Annotated in this window: 17 protein-coding genes; 13 read left to right on the forward strand and 4 right to left on the reverse strand. The window is 73.2% G+C overall.

Annotated features, from left to right (window positions below):
- Positions 1 to 22: 22 nt before the first annotated feature.
- The 7 genes from ACN26Y_RS19730 (at position 23) to ACN26Y_RS19760 (ending at position 8204) form a co-directional block, all read left to right on the forward strand.
- Positions 23 to 901, forward strand: a complete 879-nt coding sequence (locus tag ACN26Y_RS19730) for a branched-chain amino acid ABC transporter permease (protein ID WP_155331702.1) — start codon at positions 23 to 25, stop codon at positions 899 to 901.
- Positions 898 to 2007 (forward strand): branched-chain amino acid ABC transporter permease, encoded by a 1110-nt coding sequence (locus ACN26Y_RS19735; RefSeq protein WP_155331703.1) that lies wholly within the window; start codon positions 898 to 900, stop codon positions 2005 to 2007. Before ACN26Y_RS19730 ends, ACN26Y_RS19735 begins: the two co-directional genes overlap by 4 nt.
- 78 nt (positions 2008 to 2085) lie before the next feature.
- Entirely contained in the window at positions 2086 to 3366 is a 1281-nt protein-coding gene (locus ACN26Y_RS19740; RefSeq protein WP_155331704.1) for an ABC transporter substrate-binding protein, read from the forward strand.
- Between the two features lie 179 nt (positions 3367 to 3545).
- The gene (locus tag ACN26Y_RS19745; protein WP_155331705.1) at positions 3546 to 4154 is read left to right on the forward strand and encodes a TetR/AcrR family transcriptional regulator; all 609 of its coding nucleotides are present in this window, start codon (positions 3546 to 3548) and stop codon (positions 4152 to 4154) included.
- 80 nt (positions 4155 to 4234) lie between these two features.
- Positions 4235 to 6943, forward strand: coding sequence for an AAA family ATPase (locus tag ACN26Y_RS19750; protein WP_422733234.1), 2709 nt, complete (start codon positions 4235 to 4237; stop codon positions 6941 to 6943).
- 36 nt (positions 6944 to 6979) lie between these two features.
- Complete coding sequence (locus ACN26Y_RS19755; protein ID WP_422733235.1) at positions 6980 to 7516, forward strand: orotate phosphoribosyltransferase; 537 nt, start codon at positions 6980 to 6982, stop codon at positions 7514 to 7516.
- A gap of 136 nt (positions 7517 to 7652) precedes the next feature.
- Positions 7653 to 8204, forward strand: coding sequence for an NUDIX hydrolase (locus tag ACN26Y_RS19760; protein ID WP_422733236.1), 552 nt, complete (start codon positions 7653 to 7655; stop codon positions 8202 to 8204).
- 3 nt (positions 8205 to 8207) lie between these two features.
- Here ACN26Y_RS19760 and ACN26Y_RS19765 read toward each other — a convergent pair whose 3' ends face one another.
- Positions 8208 to 9629 (reverse strand): helix-turn-helix domain-containing protein, encoded by a 1422-nt coding sequence (locus ACN26Y_RS19765; RefSeq protein ID WP_422733237.1) that lies wholly within the window; start codon positions 9627 to 9629, stop codon positions 8208 to 8210.
- Between the two features lie 416 nt (positions 9630 to 10045).
- On the opposite strand from ACN26Y_RS19765, the gene ACN26Y_RS19770 reads away from it, so the two are divergent.
- From ACN26Y_RS19770 to ACN26Y_RS19790, 5 genes are all read left to right on the forward strand, one after another.
- On the forward strand, positions 10046 to 10222 hold the full coding sequence (locus ACN26Y_RS19770; protein WP_422733238.1) for a hypothetical protein: 177 nt from the start codon (positions 10046 to 10048) through the stop codon (positions 10220 to 10222).
- The gene (locus ACN26Y_RS19775; RefSeq protein WP_422733239.1) at positions 10219 to 10437 is read left to right on the forward strand and encodes a hypothetical protein; all 219 of its coding nucleotides are present in this window, start codon (positions 10219 to 10221) and stop codon (positions 10435 to 10437) included. The genes ACN26Y_RS19770 and ACN26Y_RS19775 overlap by 4 nt, the downstream gene beginning before the upstream one ends.
- 52 nt (positions 10438 to 10489) lie before the next feature.
- The gene (locus ACN26Y_RS19780) at positions 10490 to 11767 is read left to right on the forward strand and encodes an MFS transporter (RefSeq protein ID WP_422733240.1); all 1278 of its coding nucleotides are present in this window, start codon (positions 10490 to 10492) and stop codon (positions 11765 to 11767) included.
- A 56-nt stretch (positions 11768 to 11823) separates the two neighbouring features.
- Complete coding sequence (locus tag ACN26Y_RS19785) at positions 11824 to 12066, forward strand: hypothetical protein (protein WP_422733241.1); 243 nt, start codon at positions 11824 to 11826, stop codon at positions 12064 to 12066.
- Between the two features lie 512 nt (positions 12067 to 12578).
- Entirely contained in the window at positions 12579 to 13328 is a 750-nt protein-coding gene (locus ACN26Y_RS19790; protein WP_422733242.1) for an alpha/beta fold hydrolase, read from the forward strand.
- Positions 13329 to 13779: 451 nt separating this feature from the next.
- On the opposite strand, the gene ACN26Y_RS19795 is transcribed toward ACN26Y_RS19790, so the two are convergent.
- Genes ACN26Y_RS19795 through ACN26Y_RS19805 form a run of 3 tightly spaced genes read right to left on the reverse strand, consistent with a single transcriptional unit; the run spans position 13780 to position 16981 of the window.
- Entirely contained in the window at positions 13780 to 14856 is a 1077-nt protein-coding gene (locus ACN26Y_RS19795) for an alcohol dehydrogenase catalytic domain-containing protein (RefSeq protein WP_155331712.1), read from the reverse strand.
- Entirely contained in the window at positions 14853 to 16271 is a 1419-nt protein-coding gene (locus tag ACN26Y_RS19800) for an aldehyde dehydrogenase family protein (protein WP_155331713.1), read from the reverse strand. Before ACN26Y_RS19800 ends, ACN26Y_RS19795 begins: the two co-directional genes overlap by 4 nt.
- 44 nt (positions 16272 to 16315) lie before the next feature.
- Positions 16316 to 16981 (reverse strand): TetR/AcrR family transcriptional regulator, encoded by a 666-nt coding sequence (locus ACN26Y_RS19805; RefSeq protein WP_155331714.1) that lies wholly within the window; start codon positions 16979 to 16981, stop codon positions 16316 to 16318.
- An 89-nt stretch (positions 16982 to 17070) separates the two neighbouring features.
- Between ACN26Y_RS19805 and ACN26Y_RS19810 the strand changes: the two genes are divergently transcribed.
- Positions 17071 to 18219, forward strand: a complete 1149-nt coding sequence (locus tag ACN26Y_RS19810; RefSeq protein ID WP_422733243.1) for an acyl-CoA dehydrogenase family protein — start codon at positions 17071 to 17073, stop codon at positions 18217 to 18219.
- The last annotated feature ends 3 nt before the right edge of the window (positions 18220 to 18222 follow it).

Below are 18222 nucleotides of genomic sequence, written 5' to 3' on the forward strand. Positions count from 1 at the left end.
CCACCGCCGACAAGGAGGCCCGTTGGACCGCTTCGTCTTCCTCACCCTCGACGGCCTGTCGAGGGGAGCGGTCTACGCCGCGTTCGCGCTGGCCCTGGTGCTCATCTGGCGGGCCGCGCGGATCGTCAACTTCGCCCAGGGGGCGATGGCCGTCGCCGCCGCGTACGCCGCCTACAGCGTCTCGGCCGCGACCGGCTCGTACTGGCTCGGGTTCGTCGCCGCGCTCGCCGTCGGCCTGCTCCTCGGCGCGGTCGTCGACGTCGCCGTCATGCGCTTCGTCGACCACCGCTCGCCGCTCAACCCGGTGATCGTCGCGCTCGGGCTGGTCCTGCTGATCCAGGCCGTCCTCGGCATGGTGTACGGCAACGAGTTCCGGCCGGCGGCGGCTCCGTTCAGCCGCAGCGCCCTGACCGTCGGCGGTCTGGCCGTCCTGTCGCCGTACGACGTCTTCGTCTTCGCCGCCGTCGGGACGGTCGGCGCCGCGCTCGCCTGGATCTTCACCCGGACCGCGGTGGGCCTGCGGATGCGGGCCGCGGCGTTCGCTCCCGAGGTCTCCCGCCTGCTCGGGGTGAACGTCGGCGGCATGCTCACGCTCGGCTGGGCGCTCGCGTCCGGTGTCGGCGCCCTGGCCGGCATGCTCGTCATCCCGACCGAGCTGGGCCTGCACCCGCACGCCATGGACCTGGTCTTCGTCTCGGCGTTCACCGCCGCCGTGGTGGGCGGGCTGGACAGCCCGCCCGGCGCGATCGTCGGCGGCGTCGGGGTCGGGCTGCTGCTGTCGTACGTCAGCGGCTACGCCGGCGGCGACCTCATCCCCCTCGCGGTGCTGGTGCTGCTCCTGGCAGTGCTACTGGTCCGCCCCGGCGGCCTGTTCGCCCCGGTCACCGCGAGGCGGGTGTGAGCGCCACCGGGGTGGCGGCCCCACCCGCGACCCGGGCGCCCCGTCCCGAGGGCCGGCCGGAGGGGCGGCGCGTCCCGACCCTGCTGCGCCACCTCGGGCTCGCGGCCGTCGCCGCGTCGGCACTGCTGGCGGTCAGTTACGGCCTCGAACCGTTCCGGAACTTCCAGCTCGCCACGGTCGCCGCCTACCTCTGCGCGACCGCCGGGCTGACCATCCTCACCGGACTGAACGGCCAGCTCTCACTCGGGCACGGCGCGCTGATGGCGGTCGGCGCGTACACGGTCGCCCTGACGCAGGACGCCTTCGCCGACCGCGGCCGAACCGGCGGCGGGTTGCTGGTCGTGTCCCTGGTGGCGGCGGTGGCCACCAGCGTCGCGGTCGGCGCCGTCGTGGGCGTGGCCGCCGCCCGGTTGCGCGGCCCCTACCTGGCCGGCGTCACCCTGGCGGTCGCGGTCGTGGTACCGGCCCTGACCGTCACCTTCGACGGCGTCCTCAACGGCGAGCAGGGGCTGCCCGTCCCGGTCGCACCGCCACCGGCGGCGCTCGGCCCGTACTTCCCGTACGAGCGGTGGCAGCTCTGGGTCGCCGGGTCGGCGACGCTGCTCTGCCTGGTGCTGCTGGCGAACCTGGTCCGCAGCCGGTACGGCCGCACCTTCCGGGCGGTACGCGACGACGAGATCGCGGCCCGCCTCGCCGGGATCCACGTCGCCCGGACCCAGGTCCTCGCCTTCGTGGTCAGCGCCGCCGGGGCCGGGCTGGGCGGCGCCCTGCTCGCCGTGCTCGCGCAGAGCGTCTCGCCCGGCGCGTTCTCGCTGACGCTGTCGCTGTTCCTGCTGATGGCCGTCGTCATCGGCGGCCTCGGCCGGCTGGCCGGCGCGCTGTGGGGCGCTGCCCTGCTGGTCGCCCTGCCCGACCTGACGCACACCCTGACCGACCTGCTGACGCTCTCGCCGGCGGCGGCGCAGCGCCTGGAGGGCAACCTCCCGCTGGCGATCTTCGGGAGCACGCTGGTCGTCGTCATGATCGCCGCACCCGGCGGCGTGCAGGGCCTGCTGTCCCGCCTCGCCCGCACCCTGCGGGACCGGTGGCGGGCGGGGCGGCGCTGACCACCCGTCCGGCCCCGGCCGGGCGCACCTCATCCACCCACCACACCATCCACCCTGGCCGAGAAAGGTCGGTACCCCATGCGACGCATCGCACGACGCGGTCTCGCGATCGCCACCTCCATCACCCTGCTGCTCAGCGCGGCGGCCTGCGGCGGGAACGACGGCGGGTCCGCCGGCCGTGGGCCGGTCCCGGGCGTCACCGACACCGAGGTGGTCGTCGGCACCCACATGCCGCTCACCGGCCCGGCCTCGGCCGGCTACTCCAAGATCGCGCCGGCGACCAAGGCGTACTTCGACTACGTCAACGCCAACGGCGGCGTGCACGGTCGCAAGATCACCTACAAGGTCATGGACGACGGGTACAACCCGGCGAACACCCAGCAGGTCGTCCGCCAGCTCGTCCTCCAGGACAAGGTCTTCGCCGTCCTCAACGGCCTCGGCACCCCGACCCACAGCGGCGTGCTCGACTTCCTGCACACCAACCGGGTCCCCGACCTCTTCGTCGCCTCCGGCAGCCGCAGCTGGGACCAGCCCGACCGCTACCCGAACACGTTCGGCTTCAACCCCGACTACACGGTCGAGGGCAAGATCCTCGCCCACCACGTGAAGACCACCCTGCCCGGGAAGAAGGTCTGCTTCCTCGGCCAGAACGACGACTTCGGCCGGGACAGCCTCGCCGGGGTGGAGAAGGTGCTCGGCGGCCCCGTCGTGGCCCGCCAGGACTACGTGGTCAGCAACACCAACGTGGCGCCCCAGATCGGCGCGTTGAAGGCGGCCGGCTGCGAGGTGGTCGTCCTCGCCACGGTGCCGGGCTTCACCGCCCTGTCCATCGGCACCGCCGCCCGGCTCGGCTTCCGGCCGCAGTGGGTGGTGTCCAACGTCGGCGCCGACCACCCGACCCTCGCCAAGCAGCTCGGCGACGCCGCCGGCCTGCTGGACGGCATGGTCGGCATCAACTACCTGCCGATGCAGAACGACACGACCAACCCGTGGATCCAGCTGTTCACGAAGGTGAACCGGGACCACAACGGGAACGCGCCGTTCGACGGCAACACCGTGTACGGCATGGCCGTGGGGTACCTCTTCGTCCAGGTGCTCCTCGCCGCCGGCAGGGACCTCACCCGCGAGTCGCTGACCGAGGCCGTCCGCAAGGGTGGCTACCAGGGCCCCGGGCTCGCTCCGCTGCGGTTCTCCGCCACCGACCACTCCGGCTACGGCGGGGGCCGGCTCACCCGGGTGAGCGGGGGAGTGCAGGCCTACTTCGGGCCCGCGTACGAGACCGACGAGGGCGACGGGGCGGTGAACGAGTACACCGCCCCCGCGGTGGCACCGCCGGCCAACGGCGTGCCGACCACCTGATCCGGTCGCGGCCGGGGCGGGGCCGGCGCACGGCCCCGCCGGCCGGCCCACCTGCCACCGGCCACCGCTCGCTGGGAGGGTCGGGCCGGGCCCGGTGTCAGCCACCGGATCGTGAGTAACCGCACGTCTACACTCGGCGTGCGGGCGAGACCAGGCCGCGGTGAAGGAGGCGGGCGGGAATGGGCGGGGCCGAGGCGCCGGGCCGGGTCGACGGGCGTACGGCCCGGGCCGAACGCACCCGGGCCGCGATCGTCGAGGCGCACCTCGCCCTGATCTCCGAGGGTGACCTGCGGCCGACCGGGGAGCGCATCGCCGAGCGCGCCGGCATCTCGCTGCGCACGCTCTGGACCAACTTCAAGGACATGGAGACCCTCTTCGAGGCGAGCGGTGAAGAGGTGCTCCGGCAGCAGGACGCCGCGTGGCGGCCGATCTCGACCGAGCTACCACTGGCCAAGCGGGTCGACGCGTACAGCCGGCAGCGGGCCAAGCTGCTCCAGCTCATCGCGCCCTCGGCGCGCGCCGCCCAGATGCGGGAACCGCTGTCCGCGCAGCTGCACCGCAACCGGCTCAAGCACATCGACCGGGTCCGCGACGAGGTCGAGGCGCTGTTCGCCGTCGAGCTGGACCGGGCCGGCGCGGGCCGCGAGCAGGTGGTGAACGCCGTCGTGGCGGTGAGCACGTGGGGGACCTGGTCGATGCTGCGCGACGGCCTGGGGCTCGGCGTGGACCAGGCCAGGGCGGTGATGGCGCGCACGGTGGGCGCCCTGCTGGCGGCCGTCGCCGACTGACCGGCACGACGCTCTTTTCCGAGCGGTTACCGATTGGTAAAACTGGATGCATGGTTACTGCATCGACAGTGCAAATAACCGTGCTGCGCGGTCGGGACCACGAGTGCCGGGCGATCCGGCGGCTGCTCGACGGCCCGGATGGGGGAGCGCTGCTGGTCCACGGTGAGCCGGGGTCGGGGCGCAGTGCGCTGCTGGCGTACGCCCGGCACCACGCCGGGGACCGGGCCGTCCTCACCGCCGCCGGGCTCGCCGACGAGGCCACCCTGCCGTACGCCGGGTTGCAGCGCCTCCTCGATCCCGTCCTCGACCGGGCCGCCACGCTGCCGGAGCGGCAGCGGCGGGTGCTGCGGCGCGCCCTGGCCGGCGGCGGGTGTCCGGCCGACGAGCGGCTGGCCCTGTCCATGGCCGTGCTCGGCCTGCTCGCCGCCGCCGCGCGCGACCGTCCGCTGCTGTGCACGGTGGACGACGTCGACTCCGGCGACCGGCAGACCGCCGAGACGCTGGCCGTCGTCGCCCGCCGCCTGCACCGCCTGCCGGTCACCCTCCTGCTCGCCGCCGACACCGACGCCGCAGCCGGCGGCATCCCCGCTCACCGGCTCCGCCCACTCGACGAGCGGAACAGCCGGGCGGCACTCGCCGACCGGTGCCCCGGACTGCCGGCGCCGGTGACCGCCGTGCTGGCGACGGTCGGTGGCGGAAACCCGCAGGCCCTCGCGGACCTCGTCGACGTGCTCACCCCCGGCCAGAGGCAGGGCGAGGAGCCGCTGCCCGCCGCACCACCGGCGGGCGGCGCGCTGGGCTCCGCGTACCGTGCCCGGCTGGACCGCCTGCCCCCGGACAGCCGGCAGGTGCTGCTCCTGGCCGCCCTCGACGGGGACGATGACCCCGCCACCCTGGTCCGGGCCACCCGGGCGGCCGGCACGACCGTCGACGCCCTCGCACCGGCCGAAGCCGCCGGCCTGGTCCGTACCGGCCCGGCCGGCGTGACCTTCCCCAGTCCGCTGGCCCGGACGATGGTGCAGGTCGTCGTCCCGTTCGCCGAACGGCGCGCGGCCCACCTGCTGCTGGCCAGGGCGCTCGACGGCCGGCGGCTGCGGCGGGCCCTGCACCTCGCCGCGGTCGCGGACGGCCCCGACCCGCGGCTCGCCGCGGAACTCGAAACGGCGGCGGCCGACGGCGGGGACGGCTGGGCGACCGCCGCGGCGGCCCTGCGGCACGCGGCGGACCTCAGCGACGATCCGGTCCAGGCGGCCGCCCGCCTGGTCACCGCAGCCCGGTACGCCTGGCGGGGCGGCGACCCCGACACGGCCCGGCAGGTGCTCCGCCGGCTGCCGTCCACCCCGGCCCACCCGGTCGTGACCGCCGCGGCCGGCCTGCTGCGCGGCGAGCTGCAGCTACGGTGCGACGCCCCGGCCGCCGCGGTCACCACCCTGCTGGCCGCTACCGAGGCGATCGCCGCCACCGACCGCGCCGAGGCCCTGCTCGGTCTCGTCCGCGCCGGCGAAGCCATCTGCTTCTCGGGCGACCACTACCGCTACGCCGACGTGGCGCGCCGGATGTCCGCGCTGCACCGCGACGGCCACCCACCGGGGGCGGAACTCATGACCGCGCTCATCGCCGGGGTGGCCGCCACCCTGCGCGGCGAGCACGAGCAGGGCGGACCACTGCTGCGCCGCGCCGTCGTCCTCGGTGGACGGCTCACCGGGGACGCGCTCACGCCGACCGCGCTGACCGGCGCGGCGGTGGCCGGCCTGCTGGTGGCCGTGGACGCCGCGGCACACCGGCTGGCCGACCGCGCCGTCGACCTGGCCCGCGCCGCCGGGGACCTGTCCCAGCTGCCCCGAGCCCTGGAGCTGCGGGCGATGACGGAGTACTGGCTGGGCCGGCACGACGCCGCGGCGGACAGCTGCCGGGAAGGGCTGCGCGTGGCCCGGGCCAGCGGTCAGCACACCTGCGCCGCCGTGCACCTGGGCCTGCTGGCCGTTCTCGCCGCCCTGCGGGACGACCGGGACACCAGTCTGCGACACGTCGCCGAGATCGGCGACACCGCCGCGCCCGGCAGCCGCCCGTACGCCCTCACCCGGTGGGCGCTGGCGGTGCTCGACCTGGCCGACGGCCGGTACGCCGACGCCGCCGACCGCCTCACCTCGCTGGCACGTCCCGGCACCGGCCGTGGCCAGGTCCTCGTCCAGGTGATGGCCACGCCCCACCTGGTGGAGGCCGCCGCCCACGTCGGCCACCATCCGCAGGCCCGCGCCGCGCTCGCCGTCTTCGACCGCTGGGCCGGCAGTACGGCCAGCCCGTCCCGCCGGGCCCTGTCCGCACGGTGCCACGCGCTGCTGGCGCCGCGCGGCAGCGCCGAGGCGGAGGAGCAGTTCCGAAGGGCGCTGCGGCTGCACCCGGCCGACTCCGCGACCTTCGAGCGAGCCCGGACCGAACTACTCTTCGGCCGGGAACTGCGTCACAGCCGGCGACCCCGCGACGCCCGGCCCCACCTGCACCGCGCCCGCCAGGCGTTCACCCTGCTCGGAGCGGGCACGTGGGCGGAACAGGCCACCGCGGAACTGCGGGCGGCGGGGGAGTCCGTCGGCGCGCCGGCCCGGGCGGCGGCGAAGTTGCTCACCGGTCAGCAGTTGCGCATCGCGCACCTGGTCGCCTCCGGCGCCACCAACCGGGAGGTCGCCACCCAGCTGTTCCTGTCCACCCGCACCGTCGACCACCACCTGCGCAACATCTTCCACCGGCTGGGCGTCCGCTCCCGCACCGAACTGGCCCGCGTACTGGGCTAGTTCTTCCGGCAGGACCGACCGTGTCACGATCTTCCGGTGAAGCTCGATGATCTAGCGCGTCAGGTCAGCCAGAAGTCCCGCCTGACGGGGGAGTTCGTACTACGGTCAGGGCGCACCGCCAGCGAGTACTTCGACAAGTACCAGTTCGAGGCGGACCCGATCCTGCTGGACGCCCTGGCCGAACAGATGGCCGCGCTGGTGCCCGCCGGCACGGAGGTGCTGGCCGGCCTGGAGATGGGCGGTATCGCCGTGGTGACCGCGCTCGGGCGGCACACCGGGTTGCCCTGCGCCTTCGTGCGCAAGGCGGCGAAGGCGTACGGCACCGCCCGGCTGGCCGAGGGGGCGGAGGTGGCTGGACGGCAGGTGCTCGTCGTGGAGGACGTGGTGACCTCCGGCGGTCAGGTGGTGCTCTCGGCGAGGGAGCTTCGCCGTCTCGGTGCTCACGTCGACGCCGCCGTCTGCGTGATCGACCGCCAGGAAGGCGGTGCGGAGGCGCTGGCGGCGGAGGGCATCGACCTGCGAGCGCTGCTCACCCGCGCCGACCTCGCTGGTGCGTCTGCGCAGGCGAATTGAGCCGGGTGAGGGGTTGTCCGTCGAGCGCCGTCTCGGTGAGGCGGTGAGCTTGCGGCCCTGAGCGGGCCACCGAACCAGCAAACCAGCTCTGGACGGGAGGTTGGTGTGGCAACCTGTGGGCCTCGATACTGGCCGGATGGCGAAGTTGACCCGGTGGACGATCCACGGCGAGCGGGTGGTGGATGACACCCGGCGGGCGCGGTTGAGCATCGCGTCGGTGGAGTTGCCAGATGGCGTCCGGTTCGAGCAGTACGTGATCCGTGCGCCCCGTTCGGCGATGGTCGCTGTTCTTGATGATCGCCAACGCTTGCTTCTGATGCGACGACACCGCTTCGTCTTTGACCGCTGGGTGTGGGAGTTGCCCGGCGGCTACGTCGACGACGAGGAAGAGCCGGCGGTCTGTGCGGCCCGGGAGGTCGAGGAGGAGACCGGTTGGCGCCCAGGTGATGTCGAGCCGTTGTTGACCTTCCAGCCGTGGGTCGGCTCGGCCGACGCGGAGAATCTGCTGTTTCTGTCGCGGAGCGCGAAGCACATCGGGGCGCCGACGGATGTCAACGAAGCGGAGCAGGTCGCCTGGATTCCGCTCGTCGAGGCGCGTGAGCTGGTGTACAGCGGTGAAATCGCCGGCGCGGGCACAGTGATCGCGGTGCTGGAGCTAATCGCCCGGGAGGCGCGCGGCGAGCTGTAGTGATCACCGCCGGGTGCCGAGGGCGGTGTCGACTCGCGCGATGAACTGTCGTACGACGGGTCGAGTCCGGTGTGGCGTGAGCCGGGCTTGGAGGTCCCGTACGTAGCGGACGGCTCGCGACGAGCGAAGTTGGGCGGTGAGCGTCAGTGCTTCCGTGCCGATCGCGCAGGCGCGTTCCGGCTCTCCTCGTTGCGCCTGCACGGACGCGAGCAGAGCGAGGTTGAACGCTTTGCCGCGGACGTAACGCTCGTCCATCTTGAGCGACCGGCTGGCGAAGCGTTCAGAGAGCGACGCCTTGCCCAGGGCATGGAAGCAGTGGGCGAACTTCGCGGAAAGGTAGGCCTCGTCGAAGTAGCCCAGCCACTGCGGGTTGCCGCTGCGATCGGCTCGGTCGAGGGTTCGTTCGGCATGGTGCAGGGCGGTCGCACAGGCCTTCTCGTCGCGGGCCGTTGCATGGGCGTGGGCTTCCGTCGCGTACGCTTCGGCGGTCAGGGCTGCCAGCCCGACACGTCGGGCGGCCTGTCTCGCGGCGCGGGCGAGGTCGATGCCGATGGCGGCATGGCCGAGGTAGGTAGCCTGGTGGCTCATCGCGGCCAGGATCTCCGCGCCGAGGCCGGCATCGTCGGCGGCGCGGGCGAGGTCCAGGGCCAGGGTCAGGTAGCGCTGGGCGGTGCCGTGCTCTGCCACGTCGTACGCCTGCCATCCCGCGAGCTGGGTCAGCTCGGCGGTCGCGCTGAGCAAGCTGCGCCCTGTTGTCGAGTCGTACTGGCCGTCGGTCAGCAGCGGAGTGACCTCCTGGTGGAGATAGCGTGCCACGGTGTCGCGGGCATGACCGCCGCCGTAGTGGTTGTCGAGCCGGCGGTAGGTCGCGGACATCTCACGGATGGTGTCGATGTCGGGTTGACCGACGGCGCGACGGCCGGACGTGTTGACCGGCGGCCCGGACGGTGCGGTGAACCAGCGCAGCGCGGGGAGGGTGTAACTCGCCGAGGCGAAAGCCGTCTGGCGGACCATGTCTCTGCGGTTCACGTCGCCTTCCCACAGCCGTACAGCGGCGCGCAGGTCGTCGCGCCAGCATCGGTCGACCGGGGTGTCACTCTGCCGCTGCTCCGCAGTGCGAGCCATGTCGTGGTGACATGGCCACCGCGTCGGTGCCAGGCCCAGCGCCACCCGAGACTCGTCGGGCATCTCAAGTCCCGTGGCTATCCGTTCGAGCACCTCAATGGAGCTGATCTTCCGGCCGGCCACGACGCGACTGACATAGCCTTGCTCCAAGCCGACGGCAGCGCCGATCCGGGTCTGACTCGCGCCGGTTAGTCGACTGAGTCTGCGAAACAACCCCCCGATGTCCCGTCTGCTCAGCGACTCACAGACGACCCTGTCGGACCATACGTCCGCTGGGATCCGAAGGGGATCGATCAGCACGTCAGCTCCCGCGCGTCGCCAAGTGATTACTCAAGGTGTCTGCCCGGGAGCCTAGGCCGGGAATCGGGGCGGGTCGAGAAGGGTCATGTCACCGTGACATGACCGGCCGACATGGCCGCCGACCCGCGCTCAGCGGGACGGTGCTGGCATGGCGTTCATCTGTGGAGTTCCAACCCGTCGGCCCGGTCGGCGCGAGCTGAACAGGCGGACCGGATGAAACGGAATCCGCCCGCGACGATGCGTCGGGTGTCCTACGCGGAGTACCTGGTCGCAGCCGCGATGACCTTGGCGCGACGGCACCGGCCGGTGTGGTCCTGGAGGCGGTGGCGATGGGTCTGCCGCTGTGGCGCTGAGCTGCCTTGCCGCGTCCGGCATCGCATTCCGATCAGTGGTGCGCATTGGCCGGGGGAGGAGCGGTGAGGGACCAGGAGAAGGGCATCCTGGCCGTGCATCTGCGTGGCCTCGATGGGATGTGCATCGGCTGTCGGGCGTGGTGGGCGCGGCTCGCGCCGTACCCGTGCTGGCAGGTGGACTGGGCGACCAGCCGGCGGGCGCGGTCGCTGACGGCGGCGTTGCTCGGAGGCCGCGCATGACGACGCACGGCCCGGTGCTGCCGATCTGGACGTGCGGCGGCTGCGACGCGCCCTGGCCCTGCCGGAGCCGGCAGCGGGAGCTGCGCGCGGAGTTCGACGGCGCTCCGATATCCCTGGCTCTCTACCTCGGTGCCCAACTGGTGCGCGCCTCGAACGACCTGACGTGGGTGCCGGCGGGGGTGCTGCACCGACGCTTCCTCGGCTGGCTGCGGTGAGCATCCGGCACCGGGACAGACAGGGCGCGGCAGTTCTGCCATCCTCGGTCACATGACGGGGGTCGGGGAACCACTACGCACGGATCCGGCGGCGGTGCCCGGCCCCGCCCCGGCCGGGCTGGGCGGCAACTACTGGCGGCTCTGGTCGGCGTCGGCGGTGTCGAACCTCGCCGACGGCATCGTCAAGATCGCCCTGCCGCTGGTCGCCATCGGCTACACCGACTCGCCGGCGCTGGTCGCCGGGGTGGCGGCGGCGTTCAGCCTGCCGTGGCTGCTCTTCGCGCTGCCGGCCGGTGCGCTCGTCGACCGGCTGGACCGGCGCCGGGCGATGCTGGCCGCCAACACACTGCGCGCGGCGCTTCTCGGGGCACTGGCACTGGCGGTGGCCTTCGACACCGGCTCGATCTGGCTGCTCTACGCGGTGGCGTTCGGCGTCGGCGCCGCCGAAACCCTCTACGACACCTCGGCCCAGTCGATCCTGCCGCAGGTCGTCCCGCGCGAGCTGCTGCCCCGGGCGAACGGGCGGCTGCACGCCGCCGAACTGACGGCCAACCAGTTCATCGGCCCACCGCTGGCGGGCTTCCTGGTGGCCGGTGGGGCGGCCCTCGCCCTGGCCGGGCCGGCGGGGCTCTGGGCCCTCGCCGTCGCCGCGCTGCTCTTCGTGAGCGGTCGGTTCCGGGTCGAGCGGGACGCGCCGAGCACCCTACGGTCCGACATCGCGGAGGGGCTGCGGTTCCTGTGGCGGCACCGGCTCCTGCGGACGCTGGCCATGATGGTCGGTGGCGGCAACTTCGCCACGAACGCCATCTTCGGGGTGCTGGTGCTCCACGCGGTCGGCCCGGACTCGGCGATGGGGCTCACCGAGCCCGGGTACGGGATCTTCCTGACCACCGTCGCCGCCGGCATCGTGCTCGGATCGCTCCTCGCCGGGTGGATCGAGCGCAGGCTCGGCCGGGCCCGCGCGCTCGGCGTGTCGGTGGTCGCCATGGCCGTGGTCGTCGGCGCGCCGGCGCTGATCACCGACCCGTTCGCGCTGGGCGCGGTCTACTTCGGCGGTGGGATCCTGCTCGCCGCCTGGAACGTGATCACGGTGTCGCTGCGCCAGCGGATCACCCCGGACCGTCTCCTCGGGCGGGTCAACAGCGGCTACCGGCTGATCGCCTGGGGCACCTTGCCGTTCGGCGCCGCCACCGGCGGTCTGCTGGCCGAGATGTTCGGCCTCCGTGCGGTGTTCGCCATCATGGGTACGCTGGCGCTCGCCCTGCTGCTCGGCATGCTCCGGGTCACCGACGATGCCATCCGCGCAGCCGAACGCGACGCGGCCGCCTAGGGCGTGTCCTGCCGATCATGGAGTCAGGTGACGTGAGCTGTAACTAGAGTTCAGCCGTGGTCGTGGTCAACATGGTGGAGACGTTCGGTGCGGACGGCTTGCTGGAGCGGTCCTGGGACCTGCCACCAGAGGTCGTGGGGCCACTGCGCGCACACGTTGACGTGACGCCTGAGGGTTGGGTCATGGACATGTGGCCGTTGACGGTAGAGATCGCCGCGATCGTGCAGCCAAGGATCGATGAACCGATTGATGTGGGATCGGATGCCTGGTTCGTCGGCTCACGCCGGGTGGCCGTATAGGGCAGCCGGTGTCGGTCACGGAAGCCAGATGATGGCCGCGATCAGGACCAGGCTGGCCCGGTAGAGATGCGCGTTCGGCGTATCTGGTGGCCACGTCACGCGCCGCAGCCAGTACGCCGGGACATGATCAGGGTGCGATCCGGAGCCGACGGATCTGACGGTCGTCGTAGTCCTCGAAGCGGTATCGCAGGCCGGCGAACGGGCTACCGGGAAAGTCTCCGCTGATCGGGCGGCCGCGCCGGGCGGCCCAGCTTCTTCTGAACTAGAAGCTAGTTGCTTCGACCCTAGCACCCACTTCGGAAGGGGTGTCCGCGGCAGCCACCCCGACCAGCAACCACGCCCGGCCTTTCTGGATGCTGGCCGCCGGCAGCCTCCTTCGTGCTACATGTTGCATGTTGGCGGTCTCCGTGCGGCCCAGTACCCGGCCCACCAGCGAACCGCCGTCCTCTCGGCGCGGCCGCTTCCCGCCAGCACGCGCGCAGCGACGGCGGCGGACCACGAAAGGAGTGCCGATGGACGCCGGTCCTGACAGGTCAGCTCGACAAGCAGAATTTCCCACCATCCTGCTGGTCCACGGCGCATTCGCAGAGTCGTCGAGCTGGAACGAGGTGGTCAGGTCCCTCAAGCGTCGGGGCTACCCGGTCATCGCCGTCGCCAACCCGCTGCGCGGCCTCAAGGAGGACGCCGACTACCTGCGTGCCGTCCTGGACAGCCGGTCCGAGCCGGTCGTGATCGCCGGCCATTCGTACGGCGGATCGGTGATGAGCGAGGCTGCCGACGGCGCCCAGGGCGTCCAGGCCCTGGTGTACGTCGCCAGTTTCAGCCCGGACGTCGGCGAGAGCACGGGCGAGTTGGCGGCCAAGTTCCCCGGAGCCGAGCTCGGCGCAGCCCTCCACCCCGTGCCGCTGCCCCTGCCGGGCGGCGGCACTGGCACCGACCTGTACATCCAGCAGGACAAGTTCCGGCACGTGTTCGCCGCCGACGTCGCCCCGGATATCACCGAACTGATGGCGGCCACCCAGCGGCCCATCGCGGCGTCCGCCCTGGAGGAGACGGCGACCAGGGCCGCCTGGAAGACCATCCCATCCTGGACCATGATCACCAGCCAGGACCTGACCATCCCGTTGGCGGCGCAGCGCTTCATGGCCGAACGGGCCGGATCCACGACGGTCGAGATCGACGCGTCCCACGCCGTGGCCGTCTCCCAACCCGGCCCGGTGGCGGACCTCATCGACACCGCCGCCCGCGCCGCGACCCGCTAGTTACCGGGTCATCGCGCCCCCGCTGGCGGCCGCGTCGTCGTTACCGGCGAACCCGGTGTCGGCAAATCCTGGCGGTGCGAACAACTCGCAGCTCGCCATCGCAGTCCAGGCATGCCGCGAAGCGCGGCCCGGGCAGAGCGGGCTTCTCATCATCGACGGTCTCGACCATGTCGACCGGGTCCTGGGCCGGCGTACCGGCCAGCAGATTGACCCCTCCCGCCTGCTAGTTGATCAGCTTGCCGCCATCGACCTCCCGCCCGGCGTATGCATGCTCATCGCCAGCCAGCCCGGTTCCCACCTCGCCGACGCAGCACCCGCGACCGGCGACCCCGTCCAGATGGCCCGCATGTCGTGGGAGGAGATCCGCACTCTCGCGACCAAGCACGGGGTGCTCGCCGGATCCGGGGGGACCGAGCCGCTCGATGACGACGACGAATGCGCCATCGTCGACCTAGTCGAACAGCACCACCGTCCGGGCGCCCTCGCCGCGGGCCATCCGGTCGAACGCCGCCGGGGCGCCGTCCAGGGTGACCCGGTCGGAGATCAGGGGGGCGAGGTCCAGCGTGTCGTCGAGCACCGCCCGGGCCAGCTCGGGGACGTCCCGGTCCGGGTCGGAGGAGCCGTATACCGAGGACCGCAGCGTCCGTGCCGAGTGGAAGATGTCCAGGGCGCTGAGGCCGACGACGTCGTCGTTCGACCCCATGCCCACCACGATCACCTGGCCGCCCCGGCGGGCGGCCCGCCAGGCGGCGCGGATGGTGGTGCCGCGTCCGACGCACTCCAGCGCGTGGTCGACGCCGCGCCCGCCGGTCAGGCCGCGGATCGCCCGGCTGAGCGTCTCGTCGCCGAGGAGGAAGTCGGTGGCGCCGGCCGCCCGGGCCAGCTCCGCCTTGGCGGGCGACACGTCCACCGCGACGACCGGATCGGCGCCGGCCGCCCGGGCGGCGGAGACCGCCGACAGGCCGACCCCGCCGAGACCGATCACGGCCACCGAGTCGCCCGGGGCCACGCCCGCCGTGCGGTGTACCGCGCCGACGCCGGTCAGCACGGCGCAGCCCAGCAGCGCCGCCGCCTCGAAGGGCAGCTCGGCCGGCACCCGGATCACCGCCTGCTCCGGCACCACCACCTGCTCGGCGAGGGCGCCCAGGCCGAGGGTGACGTGCAGCGGCTCCCCGGACGACGTCCGGCCGCCGGGCACGGCCGGTCCGCCGGACCGGTCGCACAGCCACGGCTCCCCGTGCCCGCAGTGCCAGCAGTCGCGGCAGGGCGGGGCCCAGTTCAGCACGACGTGGTCGCCCGGGGCCACGCGGCGTACGCCGTCGCCGACCTCGACCACCACGCCGGCCGCCTCGTGCCCGAGCACCAGCGGGTACGGCGGCTTCAGGGTGCCGTCCACCATGGACAGGTCGGAGTGGCACACGCCGGCGGCGCGGACGTCGACGCGTACCCGCCCGGGGGCCAGGGCCGGCGGCTCGACCTGCTCGACGCGCGGCGTGCCGCCGACCTCCCGCACGACCAGCGCCCTCATCGCTGGATCGCCTTGGTCTGCAGGAACTCCTCCAGCCCGTAGGTGCCCAGCTCCCGGCCGAGGCCGGACTGCTTGTAGCCGCCGAACGGGGCGAGCGGGTTGAACGGGGCGCCGTTGACGTCGACCGCGCCGGTGCGCATCCGCCGGGCCACCGCGAGGGCCCGCTCCTCGTCGCCGGACCAGACGGCGCCGGCCAGGCCGTACCGCGAGTTGTTGGCGACCGCGACGGCGTGCTCGTCGTCGTCGACCGGGATGACGGCCAGGACCGGTCCGAAGACCTCCTCCTGGGCGAGCGCGCTGTCCGGGTCGACGTCCGCGATCACCGTGGGGGCGACGAACCAGCCCCGCTCGGGCAGGGGCGCGTCCGGTCCGCCGGCGACGAGGCGACCCCCGTCGGCCAGGCCCCGGGCGACATGGTCGCGGACCCGGTCCCGCTGCGCCGCCGAGACGAGCGGGCCGAGCCGGGTGGCCGGGTCAGAGGGATCGCCGAGCCGGTAGCCGTCGGCGGCCTTCGCCGCCAGCGCGAGCGCCTCGTCGTACCGGTCGCGGTGCACCAGCATCCGCGTCCACGCCGTGCAGGTCTGACCGGAGTTGAGGAACGCGTTGCCGACGCCGACCTTCACCGCGGTCGCCAGGTCCGCGTCGTCGAGGATCACGTTGGCCGACTTGCCGCCCAGCTCCAGGGCGACCCGGGCGATCCGGTCGGCGGCCAGGTGCGCGATGCGCCGGCCGGTTGCGGTGGAGCCGGTGAACGAGACCATGTCGACGTCCGGGTGCGCGGCGATGGCCTCACCGACCACCGGGCCGGTGCCGGGGACAAGGTTGACCACGCCGGGTGGGAAGCCGGCCTCGTCGATCGCGTCGAAGAGCAGGTACGCCGTCAGCGGCGTCAGCTCGCTGGGCTTGAGCACCACCGTGCACCCGGCGGCGAGCGCGGGCGCGAGCTTGGCCATGACCTGGTGCAGCGGGTAGTTCCACGGGGTGATGGCGCCGACCACGCCGACCGGTTCCCGGACGACGAGGGAGTTGCCGACGGTCGCCGGCGCCGGCGGGTGCCCGGCCAGGTCGACGTAGCTGCGCAGCACGGTCAGCGGCAGGCCGGCCTGCACCCGGGTGGCCACCTTGAGCGGGGTGCCCAGCTCCAGCGCGACGGTCCGGGCGATCTCGTCGGCGCGGGCGGTCAGGGCGGCGTGCAGCCGGTCGAGGCGGGCCGCGCGGTCGGCCGGCGCGGTGGCGGCCCAGCCGTCGAAGGCGGCCCGGGCGGCGGCGACGGCCCGGTCCACGTCGGCCGGCGTGCCGGCCGGTACGGTCGCGACGACCTGCTCGGTCGTCGGGTTGTGGACCTCGATGGTCGGTCCGGGGGACGCCGTGACCCAGTGGCCGTCGAGGTAGATGTCGGTCCGTGCGAGATCCATCAAGCCCCTCACGTCGCCCAAAACTAGCAGTGCAAGTTTCGACTCTAGTACGGTTCGGCGGCCGGCGGGAGAGGCGGAAGTGGCCCCACGGTCCGCTCGTACGTGCGGGACAGGCCGTCGATCAGCGCGTCCAGGCCGAGGCCGAAGGCGCCCTCGTCGACCTGCTGCTGGTGCTCGGCGAGGCGGTGGGCCTGGGTGAGGTGCGGATACTGGTCGGCGTAGACCGACGGGTCCTCGACGAAGCCGCGGGCGAACGAGCCGAGCGCCGAGCCGGCCACGAAGTACCGCATGAGTGCGCCGATGTGGGTGGCCCGGGCCGGCGGCCACCCCGCCTCGACCAGCCCTCCGTACACGGCGTCGGCCATGGCCAGGGCGGCGTGCCGCCGGCCCGGGCCCTGGGCGAGGTACGGCACGATGTGCGGGTGGGCCGCCAGCGCGGCCCGGTAGGAGTGCCCCCAGCGGCGCAGCGCCTCCCGCCAGTCGACGTGGCCGAAGAACGACACGTCCACCTGGCCGGTGACGCTGTCGGCGACGGCGTCGAGGATCTCGTCCTTCGTGGCGAAGTGGTTGTACAGCGAGGGTCCGCGTACCCCGAGCTCGGCGGCGAGACGGCGGGTGGAGAACGCCGCCAGCCCCTCGGCGTCGATCAGCGCGGCGGCGGCCTCGACGATCCGCTGCCGGGTGAGCAGCGCCTGCCGCGGCCGGGGCATGTCCGTCCTCCTCTGCTCGGTGGTCCGCCGGGGACTTTGCCACACCCAGGTCTGGACAGCCGAAAACTTGCACCGCTAGTTTACCGTGCATGGACCTTCACCTCTCCGCCGAGCAGGCGGCGGTCCGCCGGCTGGCCGCCGACTTCGTCGACCGTGAGGTGGTGCCGCACGCCGTCACGTGGGACCGCCGCGAGTCGGTCGACCGCGGCATCGTCGGCAAGCTCGGCGAGGTCGGCTTCCTCGGGCTGACCATCCCCGAGGAGCACGGCGGATCCGGCGGGGACCACCTCTCGTACTGCCTGGTCCTCGAAGAGCTCGGGCGCGGCGACTCCGCCGTACGCGGCATCGTCTCGGTCTCGCTCGGGCTGGTCGCCAAGTCGATCGCCGCGCACGGCACGCCCGAGCAGCGGCAGCGGTGGCTGCCCGCACTCTGCTCCGGCGCCGCGCTGGGCTGCTTCGCGTTGACCGAGCCGGACAGCGGCTCGGATGCCGCCGCCCTGACCACGCGAGCGGTCCGCGACGGCGACACCTGGCTGATCACCGGCCGGAAGACGTTCATCACCAACGGCACCACCGCCGACGTCGCGCTCCTCTTCGCCCGTACCGGCGGCCCCGGACACCGCGGGATCACGGCGTTCCTGCTGCCGACCGGCACCCCCGGCCTCACCCGTCGGGAGATCCACGGCAAGCTCGGCCTGCGCGGGCAGGCCACCGCGGAACTCGTCCTCGACGAGGTCCGGGTCCCCGACACCGCCCGCCTCGGGGACGAGGGCGGCGGCTTCCGGCTGGCGCTCGCCACCCTCGCCAAGGGGCGGATGTCCGTCGCCGCCGGGTGCGTCGGCATCGCGCAGGGCTGCCTGGACGCCGCCGTCGGCTACGCCGGCCAGCGCACCCAGTTCGGCAAGCCCATCGCCGGGCACCAGCTCGTGCAGCAGCTCCTCGCCGGCATCGCGGTCGACACCGCCGCCGCGCGCCTGCTCGTCTGGCGGGTCGCCGACCTGATCGACCGGGGCGAGCCGTTCGCCACCGAGGCGTCGATGGCCAAGCTGTTCGCCAGCGAGGCCGCCGTCCGCGCGGCCAACGACGCGATCCAGGTGTTCGGCGGGTACGGCTACATCGACGAGTACCCGGTCGGCAAGTACCTGCGCGACGCCCGCGTCGCCACCCTCTACGAGGGCACCAGTCAGATCCAGCAACTGCTCATCGGCCGGGCGCTCACCGGCGTCAACGCCTTCTAGACC

This window comes from Micromonospora sp. WMMD558 (genome assembly GCF_049315255.1).
In the GTDB taxonomy this organism is placed as follows: domain Bacteria; phylum Actinomycetota; class Actinomycetes; order Mycobacteriales; family Micromonosporaceae; genus Micromonospora.